Source organism: Bradyrhizobium centrosematis, assembly GCF_045571495.1.
GTDB lineage: Bacteria > Pseudomonadota > Alphaproteobacteria > Rhizobiales > Xanthobacteraceae > Bradyrhizobium > Bradyrhizobium centrosematis.
This window is the reverse complement of the sequence record NZ_CP120703.1, coordinates 3,649,473-3,663,966: the sequence shown is the minus strand read 5'-3', so window position 1 is coordinate 3,663,966 and position 14,494 is coordinate 3,649,473. Positions and strand designations below refer to the sequence as shown.

Here is a 14,494-nt window from a genome sequence, read left to right as displayed (position 1 = left end):
CATGGCAGCCCTGAGCATTCGAACCCTGTCGAAGCGCTACGCCAATCTGGAGGTGCTGAAGGCTGTCGACCTCGACATCGAAAGCGGCGAGTTCACGGTTCTGGTCGGGCCGTCCGGTTGCGGCAAATCCACGCTGCTCAACATCGTTGCCGGGCTCGATCATCCGAGCGCCGGGACAGTCGAGATCGGCGGACGCGTGGTCAACGACATTCCGCCCAAGGATCGCGACATCGCCATGGTGTTCCAGTCCTATGCGCTCTATCCTTCGATGACGGTCCGCCAGAACATCACCTTCGGCATGGAATGCCGCCATGTGCCGAGGGCCGAGCAGGACAAGGCGGTCGCCAACGTTGCAAAACTGCTCCAGATCGAGCCGCTACTCGGCCGCAAACCGGCCCAATTGTCCGGCGGCCAGCGCCAGCGCGTGGCGATGGGACGCGCGCTGGTGCGCGATCCCCTGCTCTTCTTGTTCGACGAGCCGCTTTCCAATCTCGACGCCAAGCTACGCGTGGAGATGCGGATGGAGATCAAGCGGCTGCACCAGCGCATCGGCGCCACCATTGTCTATGTCACCCACGATCAGATCGAGGCCATGACGATGGCGACGCGAATCGCCGTGATGCATCAGGGCCGCGTGCAGCAATTCGCCGACCCCGACACCGTGTACCGCTACCCCGCCAACCTGTTCGTCGCGCGCTTCATGGGTTCGCCGCCGATGAACACGCTGCCGGCGCGGCTCGAGGCGGATGACGATCGCCCGGTCGTCGTGATCGGCGCCGGGCGGCCGGACGAAGTTCGTCTTCGTCTGCAGGGATACGATGCAGCCGCCCCCTATCTCGGCCGCGAGGTGGTGTTCGGGATCAGGCCGGAGTGTATCGCCGAGGGTAACCGCGTGTTCTCCGGCGATCCGCCGATCGTCCTCACCGCGCCGGTGGAGATGGTCGAGCCCACCGGGGCCGAGACCATCGTCCTGCTCCGGCTCGGCGGCGAGCCGGCGCAGGCACGCATCTCGCCAGACGTTCGCCCGACGCCGGGCAGCCCAGCCCCCTTTGCGCTCGACACCCGGCGCATCTGCCTGTTCGACCCCGAGACGGAGCGACTGATCGCATGACAAAGACAAGCTATGCCGGTCTCGCCGACCGCGTGGTGCTGATCACCGGCGGCGCCAGCGGCATCGGCGCCGCCTTTGTGCGCGCCTTCGCCGCCCAGCGCGCCCGCGTTGCTTTCCTCGATATCGACCAGACGGCCGGTCGCGCGCTGGTCGATGAGGTCGCTGCAGAGGCCGGAACGGCGCCGCTGTTCGTGTCCTGCGATCTCCTCGACATCAACGCCTTGCGCGCCGCCATGGCGGAGGTCCAGCGATCGCTCGGCGACGCCGCGGTGCTCGTCAACAACGCCGCCAACGATCAGCGCCACGTGCTGGCGGAGGTGACGCCGGCCGAGTTCGATTGGATGGTCGGCGTCAATCTCAAGCACGTCTTCTTTGCCGCGCAAGCGGTGGTGCCGCAGATGCAGGCGCGCGGCGGCGGCTCGATCATCAACATGTCCTCGATCGCCTGGATGCGCGGTGCGCCGGCGCTGCCGGTCTACGCCGGGACCAAGGCGGCGATCGTCGGCTTCACCAATTCGCTGGCCCGGCTGGTTGGCCCCGACCGCATCCGCGTCAACGCGATCGCGCCCGGCATGGTCGTCACCGAACGCCAGCGCCGGCTGTGGTACCCGAACGAGCAGGTCATCGCCGAGATGCGCTTGCGCCAGGCCATTCCGGATGCGGTGACGCCCGAGGATATTGCCAACATGGCGCTGTTCCTCGCCTCCGACGAAAGCCAGCGCATCACCAGCCAGTGTTTTCGAGTCGACGGCGGAGTTGCCTAACGCTTGCACTCAGAGACCGTCCGATCAGCTTTGCTCTCCGAGGGATACGCCAAGGGCCAACAGCGGACCCAATAGCACTCGCCCATCTATTCGATAACCTCGTCCGCACGAGCCAGGAGTGACGGTGGCACCGCGAGGCCAATTTCCTTTGCGGTCTTCGCGTTGATAATGAGTTCGACCTTGGTCGGTTCTTGCACCGGCAGATCGCCTGGCTTCTCGCCTTTCAAAATGCGATCGACATAACTTGCCGAACGTCGATGCATATCAGGTGAATTTGGTCCGAGCGAGAGCAAGCCACCTTCAGACACCTGAGAGCGGTTCCAGAAGATTGCCGGCAACTTGTGCTTGATTGCCAACTGCACGATCTGCTTGCGATAGACGATCGAGAACGTCGCGGCCGTCACGATCAGCCCGCTGTTCGGCGTCTCAGCCAGTGCCGAAATTCCGCTTTCAATATCGTCAAGACTGCGGACTTGAACGGATGTCGGCTCTACCGAGAACGTTTTTGCCGCTGCCTCGAAGGATCTTTGAAAACCTTTGAAGTTATGATTGTTGGGATCACCGAGTAACGCGACCCGCGTCAAGTGCGGTGCGATCTCCTTAAGCAACTCCAGCCATTTCCCGCCGATATCATACTCGAATGGCGTGAAGCCCGTAATGTTTCCGGAAGGTCGAGAAAGACTGGCGACAAAGCCGCCTGCCACCGGATCCGTCACGTTCAGAAACACGATCGGTATTTTATCTGTCGCATTATGCAAGGCCGTCATCGCGACCGTCCCGCTTCCCACGATCACGGCGGGTGAGAGGCTCACCAGTTCTGCTGCCGACGATCGCGCGCGTCCGGGATCCCCGCCTCCCCAGCGGTACTCGATCTGCAAGTTGGCGCCCTCTGTCCAGCCTAAAGCTTGCAACCCGAGTTTAAACGCCCCCAGATCCCTGGCCGATTGGGCGTCACCCTCGACACTGCTGAACATAACGCCAATCCGTCGTGTTCGCTCGCGCTGTTGCGCGTGAGCCAGCAGCGGCCAAGTCACCGCTGATCCGCTCAGCAGAGCAATGAACTTGCGCCGTTTCATGTTGGCCCCATTCCCCATCGCGAACATGTTCTCGCAGTTTAAGGCAGCGTTTGACTGATAGAAAGCCGTCATCTGACAGGGACTTGGTGCGAGGCCCGAAGTTAGCTCCATGGCAGGCCAGCCGCAGCAACGTCCGAGGTACTGGTGAGCGGAGTCACAATCCTGGGCCGAGCAAGGCACTCACGTAGATCGAGACTTGCTCGAGGTTTTGCGAAGCGATGCGGCCGGAGGGGTCTGGCAGGCTTGTTTGCCTAACACAAGCTGCTGTTCCTATTGACTCGCGTCGCGAATGGGCAAATCCTCCCGACAACGAGATTGTCATCGCTTATTTCAGCATTACGAACTTCGGCGCCCCCGGCCTTATCGGCGTCATATAACCAAAGTTTTCCGGACAGATACGGAGGTCCCGATGCGCGCGCTCGCCTTGAGAACCGTCTCTCTTATTGCCCTGACCATGATGGCCTCGATCCCAACCGTTTCTGCAGCCCGCGCGGAGGACGGGACCGACGAGCAGTTTGGCAAGGTGCACTTCCAGACCACTTGCAACGAGGTCGCGCAGCGCCGCTTTGACCGCGGCATGCGCTATCAGCACTCGTTCTGGTATCGGCCGGCGAAAGAGATTTTCGAGGAGACGTTGCAGGCCGATCCGGAATGCGCGATCGCCTATTGGGGCATTGCCCTGAGCCTGCTCTACAATCCGCATTTCCCGGCGCCGAAGGAAAATCTCACCGAAGGCCTCGCTGCGCTGCAGAAGGCCAAGGCCCTCGGTGCCAAGAGCGAACGCGAACGAGACTATATCGACGCGCTGCTGGCCTTCTATTCGGGCGACGACAAGACGACCTTTGGTCAGCGGGCGCAGGCCTATCTCAAGGCAACCGAAGCGGTCGCCGCCCGCTACCCCGACGATGACGAGGCGCAGATCGCCTACGCCATCACGCTGAATGTCACGGCGTCACCAAACGACAAGACCTATGCCAACCAGCTCAAGGGCGCGGCCATCCTGGAGCCGATCTTCAAGCGGCAGCCGCGGCACCCCGGAGTCGCGCATTACTTGATCCACCTCTACGACTATCCGGCGATAGCAGAGCAAGGGCTCGATGCTGCCAAGCGCTATTCCGAGATCGCGCCCGCCGCGCCGCACGCTTTGCACATGCCCTCGCACATCTTCACGCGCGTCGGCTACTGGAACGAATCCATCGACGCCAACAGCCGTTCCGCCAAAGCTGCCAAGGAGGGCAGAGATCCCAGCGAGCAGCTGCATGCCGACGACTATATGGTTTACGCCCTGCTTCAGCTTGCGCAGGACAGCCGGGCCCGCGATGTCATCGCGGACATGCTCGCGACCACCGGCTATGCGCCGGCCGTCCGGGCCGGTCCTTACGCGATAGCAGCCAGTCAGGCGCGGTATATGGTCGAACGCGGCGATTGGCAGGGTGCTGCCGCACTGAAGGTCGAGCCGAGCCGATTCGCGTATGTCGATGCGATTACCTATTTCGCCCGCGCCCTTGGCGCCGCACGGACCGGCAATGCAGACGCCGCAACGGCGGACATCGCCAAGCTGGCAGAGCTGCGAGACAAGTTGCAGCAGGACAAGGACGCCTATTGGGCTGAGATCGTCGACATTCAGCGGCAGGTCGCGACGGCCTGGCAGCTCAACGCCCAGGGAAAACAGACCGACGCATTGGAAGCGATGCGCCTTGCGGCCGATGCCGAAGACAAGACCGAAAAATCCATCGTGACGCCTGGGCCGCTTGCTCCGGCACGCGAGCTTTATGGCACCATGCTGCTCGAGCGCGGCATGGCGACGGAGGCATTGGCTGCGTTCGAAAGCACCATGCGCAAGGAGCCGAACCGCTTCGGCGCGACGATCGGCGCAGCTCACGCCGCCGAGAAATCGGGCGACGCCGTAAAGGCACGCCAGTATTACGCGAAAATTGTCGACATGGCGCGGAATGGCGACTCCTCGCGGGAGGAGCTCGCGGCCGCGCGAAGGTTCATGGCCCAGAATTAGCGAGTGCGCGGCAGGTTCCATGCGCCTGACAAGCAAACTCGTCGCGATCTGTGCAGCCATGGCACTGCTCTGCGCAGCCGCTGTGGTCTGGATATTGCGACCCGGCGAACCGGCACGTGCGACGGCACCGGCCGAGATTCGACCGGCGTGGTCGGACGCCGAATGGCCTTTTGCGCCCGACCCCTGGGGAAAGGGAAGGGCGTTCCGCTGCAAGGCCGCTGATTGCGGCACCGAGGTCCGGCTCTACGTTCGCGCCAAGCTGGGCTTTTGCAATTGCGCCACCGGGGTCGCCGATGATGGTGACCTGGAGCAGATGGGCGACCTCGCGCTGATCGGGAAGGCAACCCCGATCGGAGCCGGCCGCGAGATCATGGTCGGTCCGATGCGCGGCCGCAGTCGAGCCTATCGCATCGAGGGGAATGGCAAAGCCGCGCTCTCACTCGCATTCAATCAGCGCTGCGACATGGTGGCTGCGGTGGCTTTGGTCGGATCGGACACGCCGGCGGTGCTGGAGCCGGCGGTGCTGGCATTCCTCAATAGCGACCGCATGGTGCAATGGGCCGAGATCGCGCTTGGCTTGTGACTCCGACTTCCACCGGCTGCAGAGGACACGTCCTAGCTCACTCCCCTGCCTTTGCGCATCGTGGCCAGCACGATGTCGGCGGCGAGCGCGCTCGGCGATTTGTTGCCGGTCGACATGATCTGATCGAGCTGGGCGAAGGCCGCGACCTGCTGCCGCCGCAGCGGGGAATCCGTCAGCACATCGTGAAGCGCGGGTGCCAGCTTCTCCGGCGTGCACTCCTCCTGCAGGAACTCCGGAATCACGTCCTTGCCGATCACGAGATTGGCGAGGATCACCGAGGAGACGCGGATCGCCCGGCGCAGGATGAAGGCCTCGATCGCTCCGACGCGATAGGCCGTCACCATCGGAATCCCCGACAGCGCAAGCTCGAGCGTCACCGTGCCGGACTTTGCCAGCGCCGCGCACGCGATACGGAACGCGGCGCGCCTCTCGTTCTCGCCGATGACGATTTGCGGCTTCACCGGCCAGTTCGCGATGCCTTCGCGGATGGTGGCTTCGAGGTGCGGCATGGTCGGCAGTATCAGATCGAAGGCACGGCCTTCTGCCTGCAAGCGGCCGAGGGTTGCGCCGAATATTTCGAGATGGTGCCTGACCTCGCTGCGGCGGCTGCCCGGCAGCACCAGCAGCACCGGCGGCTCGCGGTCGCGGCGTGCCTGCTCCGCCGCGTTGGGCCGCAGCGACGACAATTGCTCGATCAGGGGATGGCCGACATAGCTGCATGGCGGCCCGCCGAGCTTGCGGTATTCCTCCGGCTCGAACGGCAGCAGACCGAGAACATGGTCGACATAGCCGAGCATGGTCCGCGCCCGTCCCGGCCGCCAGGCCCAGAGCTGCGGCGAGACGTAGTCGACGACCGGGATCGCTGAATTCTTCGCGCGCACGCGGCGGGCGACGCGATGGGTGAAATCGGGACTGTCGATGATGACGAGCACGTCCGGCGCGGCTTCAGCCACGGCCTCCGCGGTGTTGCGGATCAACCGCAGGATTTTCGGCAATTGCTGCACCACCGCGGCGAAGCCGACGATCGACAGCTCCTCGATCGGAAACAGCGATTCGAGCCCCTCGCGCGCCATGGTACGGCCGCCGACGCCGACGAACTCCACAGCGTCGCCGAGGCGCTGGCGCAGCACCTTCATCAAGGCGCTGCCGAGCCGGTCGCCGGATTCCTCGGTGGCGATCAGGAAGATCTTGCGCTTGGGATCGCGCGACTGCATCACGCCGGCAGACCGATGACGAAGAGATATTTGGCGTCGGCCAGCCCAATCATCGCCTGCGGCTCGGCCGCGATGGTGTTGCCGGCGATGACGGCGATGCCGGAAAGGCCGGCTGCGGCGACCCCCTCGATGGTGCGCGGGCCGATCGTCGGCAGGTCGAAGCGTAGATCCTGGCCGCTCTTCGGCGCCTTCACCAGCACGCCGCGTCCCGCGGCCGCGCGAATCCGGCCCTCCTCGCGCAGCCGCGCGACGCGCGCGAGCAGCGCGTCGGTGCCCTCGATGTCCTCGACAGCAACCACATGGCCGTCGATCACCACCGCAGCCTGGCCGATATCGAACGGACCGAGCGCGGTCAGCACCGCACGGCCGCACGCGATGTCGGCCTTGGCGTTGTCATTCGGCCAGGCCCGACTGATGCAGCCCTCCGGCATCAGCAAGTCGGGCGCGACGTCCTTGATGCCGACCATGCGAAATCCGTCCTGCTCGAGGATGCGGCCGACGCCGGACAAGAGATGATCGTCGCCGCCGCGAAAGGCGCGGATGACGTTTCCGAGCAGGCGCAGCGTCTTGACGTCGAACCGGATCTCCGCGAGCGAGGGGCGCACCAAGGTGCCGATGAAGATCAGGTCGCGGCAGCCTTCCTCGCGAAACAGCCGCATCGCGCGGCCGAGCTGGCCAACCGAAATCCAGCGATGGCGGAATTTTTCCACCCGGGCCGGATCGCACGCCCCGCGAAGGGGAAACAGCACTGGCGTAATGCCGCGGGCGGCGAGCGAGTCCGCGACCGCGAACGGCATTGCGCCGCCGCCGGCGACGATCCCGACCGGCGATGAAACCTGCGAAGCCGCCGATGTCATGCCTGCGGCCATGCCGAGATCACTTCGCGATGGCGGGAAGACAGAGCGGGCGCTTGCCCTTGCCGATGAAGTCGAGGATCTCGGCAATCGCCGGATCTTCGCTTGCAAGCGGCCTCGATGCCTCCAACCGCTCGGCAAAGGTGCCGGGCCCGTGGAAGAGCTTTTGGTAGAACGCCCGCACCGTCGCAAGCCGCTGCTTGGTGAACTTGCGGCGCTTCATGCCGATCAGATTGAGGCTCTCCAGCACCGCGTACTGACCATTGACCAGCCCGTACGGGATGACATCGTCACGCACGCCACAGACCCCGCCCACCATCACATATGGGCCGATGCGCGTGAACTGATGCACCGCAGAGAGGCCGCCGATGTAGACGGCGTCGCCGATCTCGCAATGCCCGCCAAGCGTCGCCGACGTCGCGAAGATCACGTTGTCGCCGACCATGCAGTCATGGCCGACATGGCTATTGTTCATGAAATAGCCGCCGTTGCCGACGCGCGTCAGCCCTCCACCCTTGATGGTGCCGACATTCATCGTCGCACCTTCCCGGATGGTGCAACCCGAGCCGATCTCGAGCCGGGTCGGCTCACCTTTGTAACTGAGATCCTGCGGGGCGCCACCGAGCACCGCGAAGGGCGAGATCACGCAGCCATCGCCGAGCGAGGTGTGGCCGATGACGGTGACCTGCCCGATCAGCTTGCAGTTGGCGCCGATCACAACATTCGGGCCGATGATGCAATAGGGTCCGATCTCGGCGCCCTCGCCGATCACGGCGCCGTCCGCGATCCGTGCGGTGGGATCAATCTTGCTCATCAAGCAATCTTACTCGTTAGGAAGCTCTGATTATGTGTTGAAGTCACTCGATTTTCCGGTGGTTAGCGCGACTATGCCCGATCTGTCCAGTGACGTATCATCTCGCCGTGTTTCAAGTATCGGATGAGGCGACCGCCCGTCCGTCGGCAAGTTCATGTGGAGCTTCAATACTCGTGGTCAGGGCCTTGGCAGTTCTGCTCGCACAACTGGCGGCCGCACCGATCGTGTCGGAGACGGTCCAGACCGGTGATCGCCATCCCATCGACCTCGCGACATTCGAATGCCGCGACATCAGTCGCAGCACGGTGCTTCAGCGTGTCTGTTACGACCGCGCGCAGCACGACCTCGTGGTTGCGACCGGCGGCTTCTATGCGCGCTATTGCGGCGTCACGGCCGAGACCGTCGACCGCCTTCTGGGCGCACCGTCCATGGGCCAGTTCTTCAACCGGCATATCAGACGCGAGGCCGCCGGCGGCCGCTACGATTGCAGCGCGTGAATCCTGTCCGTGCGGGGATGCCGCTCAGTCCGTCAGCATGGCGCCGACATCGGCTTCCGCGACCACCTGCCCGTTGACCTTGGCGTCGCCGTGAAACCACCACATCGCCTTGCGACGGCCGAGCGAGCGCATGTGGTACTCGATGGTGTCGCCGGGCAGCACCGGCTTGCGGAACTTGCACTTGTCGATGGTGAGGAAATAGACCGCCCGCGGCTTCTCGGTGCCTTCGACTGACTTGATGCCGATCACGCCCGCGGTCTGCGCCATCGCCTCGATCATCATGACGCCGGGATAGACCGGCCGCTCCGGGAAATGCCCCTGGAAGGCCGGCTCGTTGAAGGTGACGTTCTTGATGCCGATGCCGCTGTAGTCGGCGCGGATGTTGATCACGCGATCGATCAGCAGCATCGGGAAGCGGTGCGGCAGGGTCTGGAGGATGGCATTGATATCCACCAGCTCGAACTTAACAGGTGATTCCTCCGTCATTCGCGTCCCTCGTCCTTCGGATCGGCCTTGCTGTCGCGTACCAGGCGCTCCACCGCGATAATCTCCTTGAACCACTGTTTGGTCGGCTTGGCGAAATGCCCGCCCCAGCGGCCGCCCGGCGGGATGTCGTCCTTGACGGCACTCATGGCGGTCACCTGAGCCCCGTCGCCGATCTTGAGGTGGTTGTTGATGCCAACCTTCGCTCCGAGCGCCACGTTGTCGCCAATGGTCAGGCTGCCGGCGAGGCCGATCTGCGCCGCCAGCAGACAGTGCCGGCCGATCGTCACATTGTGGCCGATCTGGACCTGATTGTCGATTTTAGTCCCCTCGCCGATCACGGTATCCCGCAAGGACCCGCGGTCGATCGTGGTGTTGGCGCCGACCTCGACGTCGTTCTGGATCAGCACCCGGCCGGTCTGTGGCACCTTCACATGGCCTTCCGGGCCGAAGAAGATGAAGCCGTAGCCGTCCTGGCCGATCGAGCAGCCGGGATGGATCAGCACGTTGTTGCCGATCAGGGTGCACTGGATCGCGGTGCGGGCCCCGACATTGCAGTCCCGGCCGATCTTGACCCCAGGGCCGATCACCGCCCCGACGCCGATCACGGTGCCGGTGCCGATCTCCACGTCCGGCCCAATCACCGCCAGCGGATCGACGATCACGCCGTCCTCGAGCCGGGCCGAGGGGTCGATGATCGCGGACGGGGCAATACCGTCATTGCCGACCCAGGATTGCGGCCGCAGCGTGTCGCCATGCCATTCCCGGGCGATCCTGACGAAGGCCCGGAACGGCTGCGCCACCCGCAGCACGGCCACATGGGCGGGCACCTGCGCCTCGAAGCGCGGGCTGACCAGGCAGGCGCCGGCCTTGGTCGCCTTGAGTTCGCCGGCATATTTGAGGTTATCGAAGAACGCCAGATGCATCGGGCCCGCTTCGTCGAGCGAGGCAAGGCCCGTGATGACGTGGCCACCCCGGCCGGGATCGACCAGTTCCGCCTTGGCCATCGCGGCGATGTCGGCCAGCGCTGAGGCCGGCGGCTTTGTGAAGAAGTTCGGCTGCGCCATTCCACCCCGTCGCGGTCCGGCTTCGGCATGAAGCGGATCAGGCCGCATCATGCCCCATCTCTTGGAATGGCACGATCCCTTTCGGAAACCGGCTCCAGTGATCCGGATCGTGCCGTGCTGATCGAACTAGAACGTCGTGCCGCCGCCGAACCGGAACTCCTGCACGCGATCGTATTTGCCCTTGGTGAGCGGCACGGCGTAGTCGAAGCGCAGCGGACCGAACGGCGACTGCCAGATCAGGCCGACACCAACCGATGAGCGGACGACCTTGCTATCGTCATAGACCAGGCCGGTACAGGTGCCGGCGCTCGACGGATTGATCGTCGATGGGATACAGCCCGGCACGTTGACTTCGTTGGTCGTGGTCCAGCTCGTCGGTCCCCTGTAGTCGTAGAGACCGCCGGCATCGGCATAGACCGCGCCCTTCAGACCCACTTCCTTCGGCAGGAACCAGAACGGCATCTGCAGTTCGAGCGAAGCGCCCCAGTACTTGGTGCCGCCGAGCGCGTCCTGCGTGCCGAACGGATTCAGGTCGCGCGGGCCGATGCCGTTCGGGGCAAAGCCGCGGACGAGGTTCGAACCCATCTGGAAGTGATCGAGCATGCGCAGATCGCTGCCCATCTTGTTCAGCATGCCGCCCTGCAGTCGGATCAGGCCGACGATGTCGGACACCAGCGGAGTGTAGTACTTCGCATCGATCACCGACTTCAGGTAGGAGACGTCGCCGCCGACGCCGGCGAAATCCTGGCGGAAGTCGACGAGCAGACCGTCGGTGGGGTTCTTGTTGTTGTCGAGCGTGTTGTAGGTCAGCGTGTAGCCGAGCGCCGAGGTCAGGGTCTTGCCGTTGGCGAGTTCCTTGCGTACCGGCAGCGAGGCCTCACCGTCGCTGTAGCAGCCGAGGCCGTTCGAGGACGCCAGACTAATACCATTGGCGGCGGCGAAAGCCGGGCTTGGATTGAACAATGGATTGGCACTGCCATCGGGCAGGAACTGCACGTTGTTACAATTCGCCAGGTAGCTCGGCAGCGTGATTTCCTGCTGGTAGATCGAGTAGCGCAGTTGCAGCGACAGATCTTCGCGCAAGGAGAAACCGAGGCGCGGCGAGAAGCCGAGCGTCTTGGTGCCGTAGGAGATGTAGCTGTTGGACAGTTGCTGGCGCTGATAGAGGTCGAGGCCGAGCGCGACGCGGTAGTCGAGCAGATAGGGTTCGACGAACGACAGCGAGTAGCCGCGCGCATACTGGCCATAGGTCACCGACGCCTTGGCGAACAGGCCGCGGCCGAGCAGATTGCGCTCGGAGATCGAGACTTCGGCCAGCGCGCCGTCGGTGGTGGAGTAACCGCCCGAGATCGAGAAGTCGCCGGTCGATTTCTCTTCCATGTCGACGATCAGGATGACGCGGTCGCTCGACGAGCCGGGCTCGGTCGTGATCTTCACGCTCTTGAAGTAGTCGAGGTTCTTCAGGCGTCGCTCGGCGCGGTCGACCAGGGCGCGGTTGTAGGCATCGCCTTCCGAGATGTCGAACTCGCGGCGGATCACGTAGTCGCGCGTACGGGTGTTGCCGCGCAGGTTGATGCGCTCGATATAGGTGCGCGGGCCTTCATCGATGTTGAACACGACGGAGACGGTGTGCGCCTCGAAATTGCGGTCGCCGCCCGGCCGGACCACGGCGAAGGCATAGCCGCGGCGCGAGGCCTCGATCTGCATCTCCTCGACCGACTTCTCGACCGATTCGACGTTGTAGAGCGAGCCGGCATGGACGCGGGAATAAGTCCGCATCGACGACGGATCGAAGTTCGGAATGCTGGAGCGGAAGTCGACCGTGCCGACGCGGTACTGAGATCCTTCCTCGATCTTGAAGGTGACGTTGAAGCCCTTCTTCTCCGGATCGTATTCGGTCAGCGCGGCCACGACCTGGACGTCGGCGAAACCGTTCTTGAGGTAGAAGCGGCGGATCAGGTCGCGGTCGGCCTCGACACGGTCGGGATCGTAGATGTCACCGCTGGCGAGGAAGCTCAGCAGGTTCGATTCGCGCGTCTTGATGACGTCGCGCAGACGGTAGGACGAGAAGGCATTGTTGCCGACGAACTCGATCGACTTGACGCCGGTCTTGGCGCCCTCCTCGATCGTGAAGATCAGGTCGACGCGGTTGTTCGGCTGCTCGATGATCTCGGGCGTGACCCGCACGTCGTAGCGGCCGGACCGGCGATAGATTTCGGCGATTCGCAGCGTGTCGGACTGCACCATGGCGCGGGAGAAGGTGCCGCGGGCCTTGGACTGGACCTCGGCGGTGAGCTGCTCGTCCTTGATCTTCTTGTTGCCCTCGAAGGCGATCCGGCCAATCACCGGGTTTTCCACCACCGAGACGATGATCTGGCCGCCGGGGCCGCGGTTGATCCTCACGTCCTGGAACAGGCCGGTCTCGATCAACGCCTTGAGGCCGTCGTCGATGGCGGCCTGATCGAGGCGGCCGCCCGGACCCGGCTTGAAATAGGAGCGGATCGTCTCCACCTCGACACGACGATTTCCTTCGACGGAAATCGACTGGACGGTCTGAGCGAGCGCAGACGAAGAGACGAAAACAGCCCCGACCGGGGCAACCACCGGCGCGCCGAACATGATCAGGGTTGCGAGCAAGCCCCCCCGGAGTCGCAGTCCAAACTTCATGCGCAACGCGCCCTTATCATTCCGAGCCAGACCCAACCCCAACGCCGGTCTGGAAGATTCCCCAAGTCGAGGCCGCTTGTAGCTAATTTCCCCGACGCCGCAAACGGCCGAAAGCGTCGTAATTTCAAATTCATTCCAAGACGTTGCTCAACAGCAACGCCACAAAAAAGCCTCCATCAGGATGCGGCCATTCGCAGGATGTCGTTGTAGGTCGCAAACACCATCAACATCAGCACCAAACCGAGCCCGATTCGGAACCCCATCTCCTGAGTCCGCTCGGACAAGGGCCGGCCACGGACCACCTCCGCCGCATAGAACATAAGGTGGCCGCCATCGAGCAGCGGGATCGGGAACAGGTTCAACAGGCCGATCGACACCGACAGCACCGCGCACAGATTGATCACGAACTGGAACCCGGCGCTGGCCGCCTGCCCCGACATCTTCGCGATTCCCAGGACGCCACTGACCTCGTTGGGATTGCCTTGCCCCACGAACAGCGAGCCCAGGAACTTGAAGGTGCTGGTGATGATGAACCAAACCTGCTCGACGCCGATCTTGAGCGCCTCGCCGACGCCGACCGGGGCGGTCGAGGCCTCGCCGGCCTGCGCCTTGTGCTCGACGCCGAGCACACCGAGACGATGGCTGTTGCCGAACGGATCCTTGCGCTCGAGCAGCGCCGGCGTTGCCGTCAGCGACACGATGGCGCCGTCCCGCTTCACCTGGAACGCAAGCGCCGAACCGGCGTTCATCGCAACGATTCGCTGCATGTCGGCAAAGCTCTCGATCGGCTTGCCGTCGATCTGGACGACGACGTCTCCGACCTTGAAGCCGGCCGCGGCCGCAGCGCCGTCGGCAACGACACCGTCAACGCGCGCGATCGTGCTCGGCTTGCCGTAGTACAGCGCCATGCCCGCGAAGATCAGCGCACCCAGGATGAAATTGGCGATCGGGCCGGCCGCGACGATGGCAGCGCGCGGGGCCACCTTCTTGTGGTGGAAGCTGCCGGCGCGCTCCTCGGCCGTCATGGCCGCGAGCGCCTGGGCCGATGGGGTCGAGGCCTCGCTCTCGTCGCCGAAGAACTTGACGTAGCCGCCGAGCGGGATCGCCGAGATCTTCCAGCGCGTGCCATGGCGGTCGTTGAAGCCGACCAGCTCCGGTCCGAAGCCGAGCGAAAAGGTCAGGACGCGAACGCCCGCCCACCGCGCGACCAGAAAATGGCCGAGCTCATGGAAGAACACGACGATCGTCAGGACGAACAGGAAGGGAACGGCATAACCCAGGATCCCATGGCTCAACGTATTGAAACTATGGGCAAAAAAGTCGATCATCGAATTCCCTCATCCAGCGCCGCAA

13 protein-coding genes are annotated in these 14,494 nt (G+C 63.9%); 5 read left to right on the top strand and 8 right to left on the bottom strand.

All coding sequences use genetic code 11. The features are described 5' to 3' along the window. The first annotated feature begins 1 nt into the window (after window position 1). Window positions 2–1,111: an ABC transporter ATP-binding protein gene (locus P6U31_RS17690; RefSeq protein WP_407189630.1), complete on the top strand. Its 1,110-nt coding sequence runs from the start codon at window positions 2–4 to the stop codon at window positions 1,109–1,111. After that, the gene (locus tag P6U31_RS17685) at window positions 1,108–1,875 is read left to right on the top strand and encodes an SDR family NAD(P)-dependent oxidoreductase (RefSeq protein WP_407189629.1); all 768 of its coding nucleotides are present in this window, start codon (window positions 1,108–1,110) and stop codon (window positions 1,873–1,875) included. Before P6U31_RS17690 ends, P6U31_RS17685 begins: the two co-directional genes overlap by 4 nt. A gap of 86 nt (window positions 1,876–1,961) precedes the next feature. Here the strand turns inward: P6U31_RS17685 and P6U31_RS17680 are convergent, their stop codons facing one another. Next, window positions 1,962–3,023 carry an ABC transporter substrate-binding protein gene (locus P6U31_RS17680; protein WP_407189627.1) on the bottom strand — a complete coding sequence of 354 codons (1,062 nt, stop codon included), beginning with the start codon at window positions 3,021–3,023 and terminating at the stop codon, window positions 1,962–1,964. A gap of 337 nt (window positions 3,024–3,360) precedes the next feature. On the opposite strand from P6U31_RS17680, the gene P6U31_RS17675 reads away from it, so the two are divergent. Together P6U31_RS17675 and P6U31_RS17670 are read left to right on the top strand one after the other, a co-directional pair. Continuing rightward, complete coding sequence (locus P6U31_RS17675) at window positions 3,361–4,962, top strand: hypothetical protein (protein WP_407189626.1); 1,602 nt, start codon at window positions 3,361–3,363, stop codon at window positions 4,960–4,962. 19 nt (window positions 4,963–4,981) lie between these two features. Further along, entirely contained in the window at window positions 4,982–5,545 is a 564-nt protein-coding gene (locus tag P6U31_RS17670; protein WP_407189625.1) for a hypothetical protein, read from the top strand. 32 nt (window positions 5,546–5,577) lie between these two features. Here the strand turns inward: P6U31_RS17670 and lpxB are convergent, their stop codons facing one another. Genes lpxB through lpxA form a run of 3 tightly spaced genes read right to left on the bottom strand, consistent with a single transcriptional unit; the run spans window position 5,578 to window position 8,427 of the window. Next, the gene (lpxB, locus tag P6U31_RS17665; RefSeq protein WP_407189623.1) at window positions 5,578–6,762 is read right to left on the bottom strand and encodes a lipid-A-disaccharide synthase; all 1,185 of its coding nucleotides are present in this window, start codon (window positions 6,760–6,762) and stop codon (window positions 5,578–5,580) included. Then, window positions 6,759–7,616 carry an LpxI family protein gene (locus tag P6U31_RS17660; protein WP_407189870.1) on the bottom strand — a complete coding sequence of 286 codons (858 nt, stop codon included), beginning with the start codon at window positions 7,614–7,616 and terminating at the stop codon, window positions 6,759–6,761. The genes lpxB and P6U31_RS17660 overlap by 4 nt, the downstream gene beginning before the upstream one ends. A gap of 19 nt (window positions 7,617–7,635) precedes the next feature. Then, on the bottom strand, window positions 7,636–8,427 hold the full coding sequence (gene lpxA / locus P6U31_RS17655; RefSeq protein WP_407189622.1) for an acyl-ACP--UDP-N-acetylglucosamine O-acyltransferase: 792 nt from the start codon (window positions 8,425–8,427) through the stop codon (window positions 7,636–7,638). 173 nt (window positions 8,428–8,600) lie between these two features. On the opposite strand from lpxA, the gene P6U31_RS17650 reads away from it, so the two are divergent. Further along, window positions 8,601–8,924 carry a KTSC domain-containing protein gene (locus P6U31_RS17650; RefSeq protein WP_407189621.1) on the top strand — a complete coding sequence of 108 codons (324 nt, stop codon included), beginning with the start codon at window positions 8,601–8,603 and terminating at the stop codon, window positions 8,922–8,924. 24 nt (window positions 8,925–8,948) lie between these two features. Here the strand turns inward: P6U31_RS17650 and fabZ are convergent, their stop codons facing one another. From fabZ to rseP, 4 genes are all read right to left on the bottom strand, one after another. After that, on the bottom strand, window positions 8,949–9,410 hold the full coding sequence (fabZ, locus tag P6U31_RS17645; protein ID WP_035702330.1) for a 3-hydroxyacyl-ACP dehydratase FabZ: 462 nt from the start codon (window positions 9,408–9,410) through the stop codon (window positions 8,949–8,951). Next, on the bottom strand, window positions 9,407–10,474 hold the full coding sequence (gene lpxD, locus P6U31_RS17640; RefSeq protein ID WP_407189869.1) for a UDP-3-O-(3-hydroxymyristoyl)glucosamine N-acyltransferase: 1,068 nt from the start codon (window positions 10,472–10,474) through the stop codon (window positions 9,407–9,409). The genes fabZ and lpxD overlap by 4 nt, the downstream gene beginning before the upstream one ends. A gap of 126 nt (window positions 10,475–10,600) precedes the next feature. Beyond that, window positions 10,601–13,141, bottom strand: coding sequence for an outer membrane protein assembly factor BamA (bamA, locus tag P6U31_RS17635; protein ID WP_407189620.1), 2,541 nt, complete (start codon window positions 13,139–13,141; stop codon window positions 10,601–10,603). Between the two features lie 176 nt (window positions 13,142–13,317). Then, window positions 13,318–14,469, bottom strand: coding sequence for an RIP metalloprotease RseP (rseP, locus tag P6U31_RS17630; RefSeq protein ID WP_407189619.1), 1,152 nt, complete (start codon window positions 14,467–14,469; stop codon window positions 13,318–13,320). Window positions 14,470–14,494: the final 25 nt, after the last annotated feature.

Bases quoted from the DNA above. Each gene is read 5' to 3' on its own strand.
- P6U31_RS17690 (WP_407189630.1), top strand. From the start codon at position 2: ATGGCAGCCCTGAGCATTCGAACCCTGTCGAAGCGCTACGCCAATCTG.
- P6U31_RS17685 (WP_407189629.1), top strand. From the start codon at position 1,108: ATGACAAAGACAAGCTATGCCGGTCTCGCCGACCGCGTGGTGCTGATC.
- P6U31_RS17680 (WP_407189627.1), bottom strand. From the start codon at position 3,023: ATGACGGCTTTCTATCAGTCAAACGCTGCCTTAAACTGCGAGAACATG.
- P6U31_RS17675 (WP_407189626.1), top strand. From the start codon at position 3,361: ATGCGCGCGCTCGCCTTGAGAACCGTCTCTCTTATTGCCCTGACCATG.
- P6U31_RS17670 (WP_407189625.1), top strand. From the start codon at position 4,982: ATGCGCCTGACAAGCAAACTCGTCGCGATCTGTGCAGCCATGGCACTG.
- P6U31_RS17660 (WP_407189870.1), bottom strand. From the start codon at position 7,616: ATGACATCGGCGGCTTCGCAGGTTTCATCGCCGGTCGGGATCGTCGCC.
- lpxA (WP_407189622.1), bottom strand. From the start codon at position 8,427: ATGAGCAAGATTGATCCCACCGCACGGATCGCGGACGGCGCCGTGATC.
- fabZ (WP_035702330.1), bottom strand. From the start codon at position 9,410: ATGACGGAGGAATCACCTGTTAAGTTCGAGCTGGTGGATATCAATGCC.
- lpxD (WP_407189869.1), bottom strand. From the start codon at position 10,474: ATGGCGCAGCCGAACTTCTTCACAAAGCCGCCGGCCTCAGCGCTGGCC.
- bamA (WP_407189620.1), bottom strand. From the start codon at position 13,141: ATGAAGTTTGGACTGCGACTCCGGGGGGGCTTGCTCGCAACCCTGATC.
- rseP (WP_407189619.1), bottom strand. From the start codon at position 14,469: ATGATCGACTTTTTTGCCCATAGTTTCAATACGTTGAGCCATGGGATC.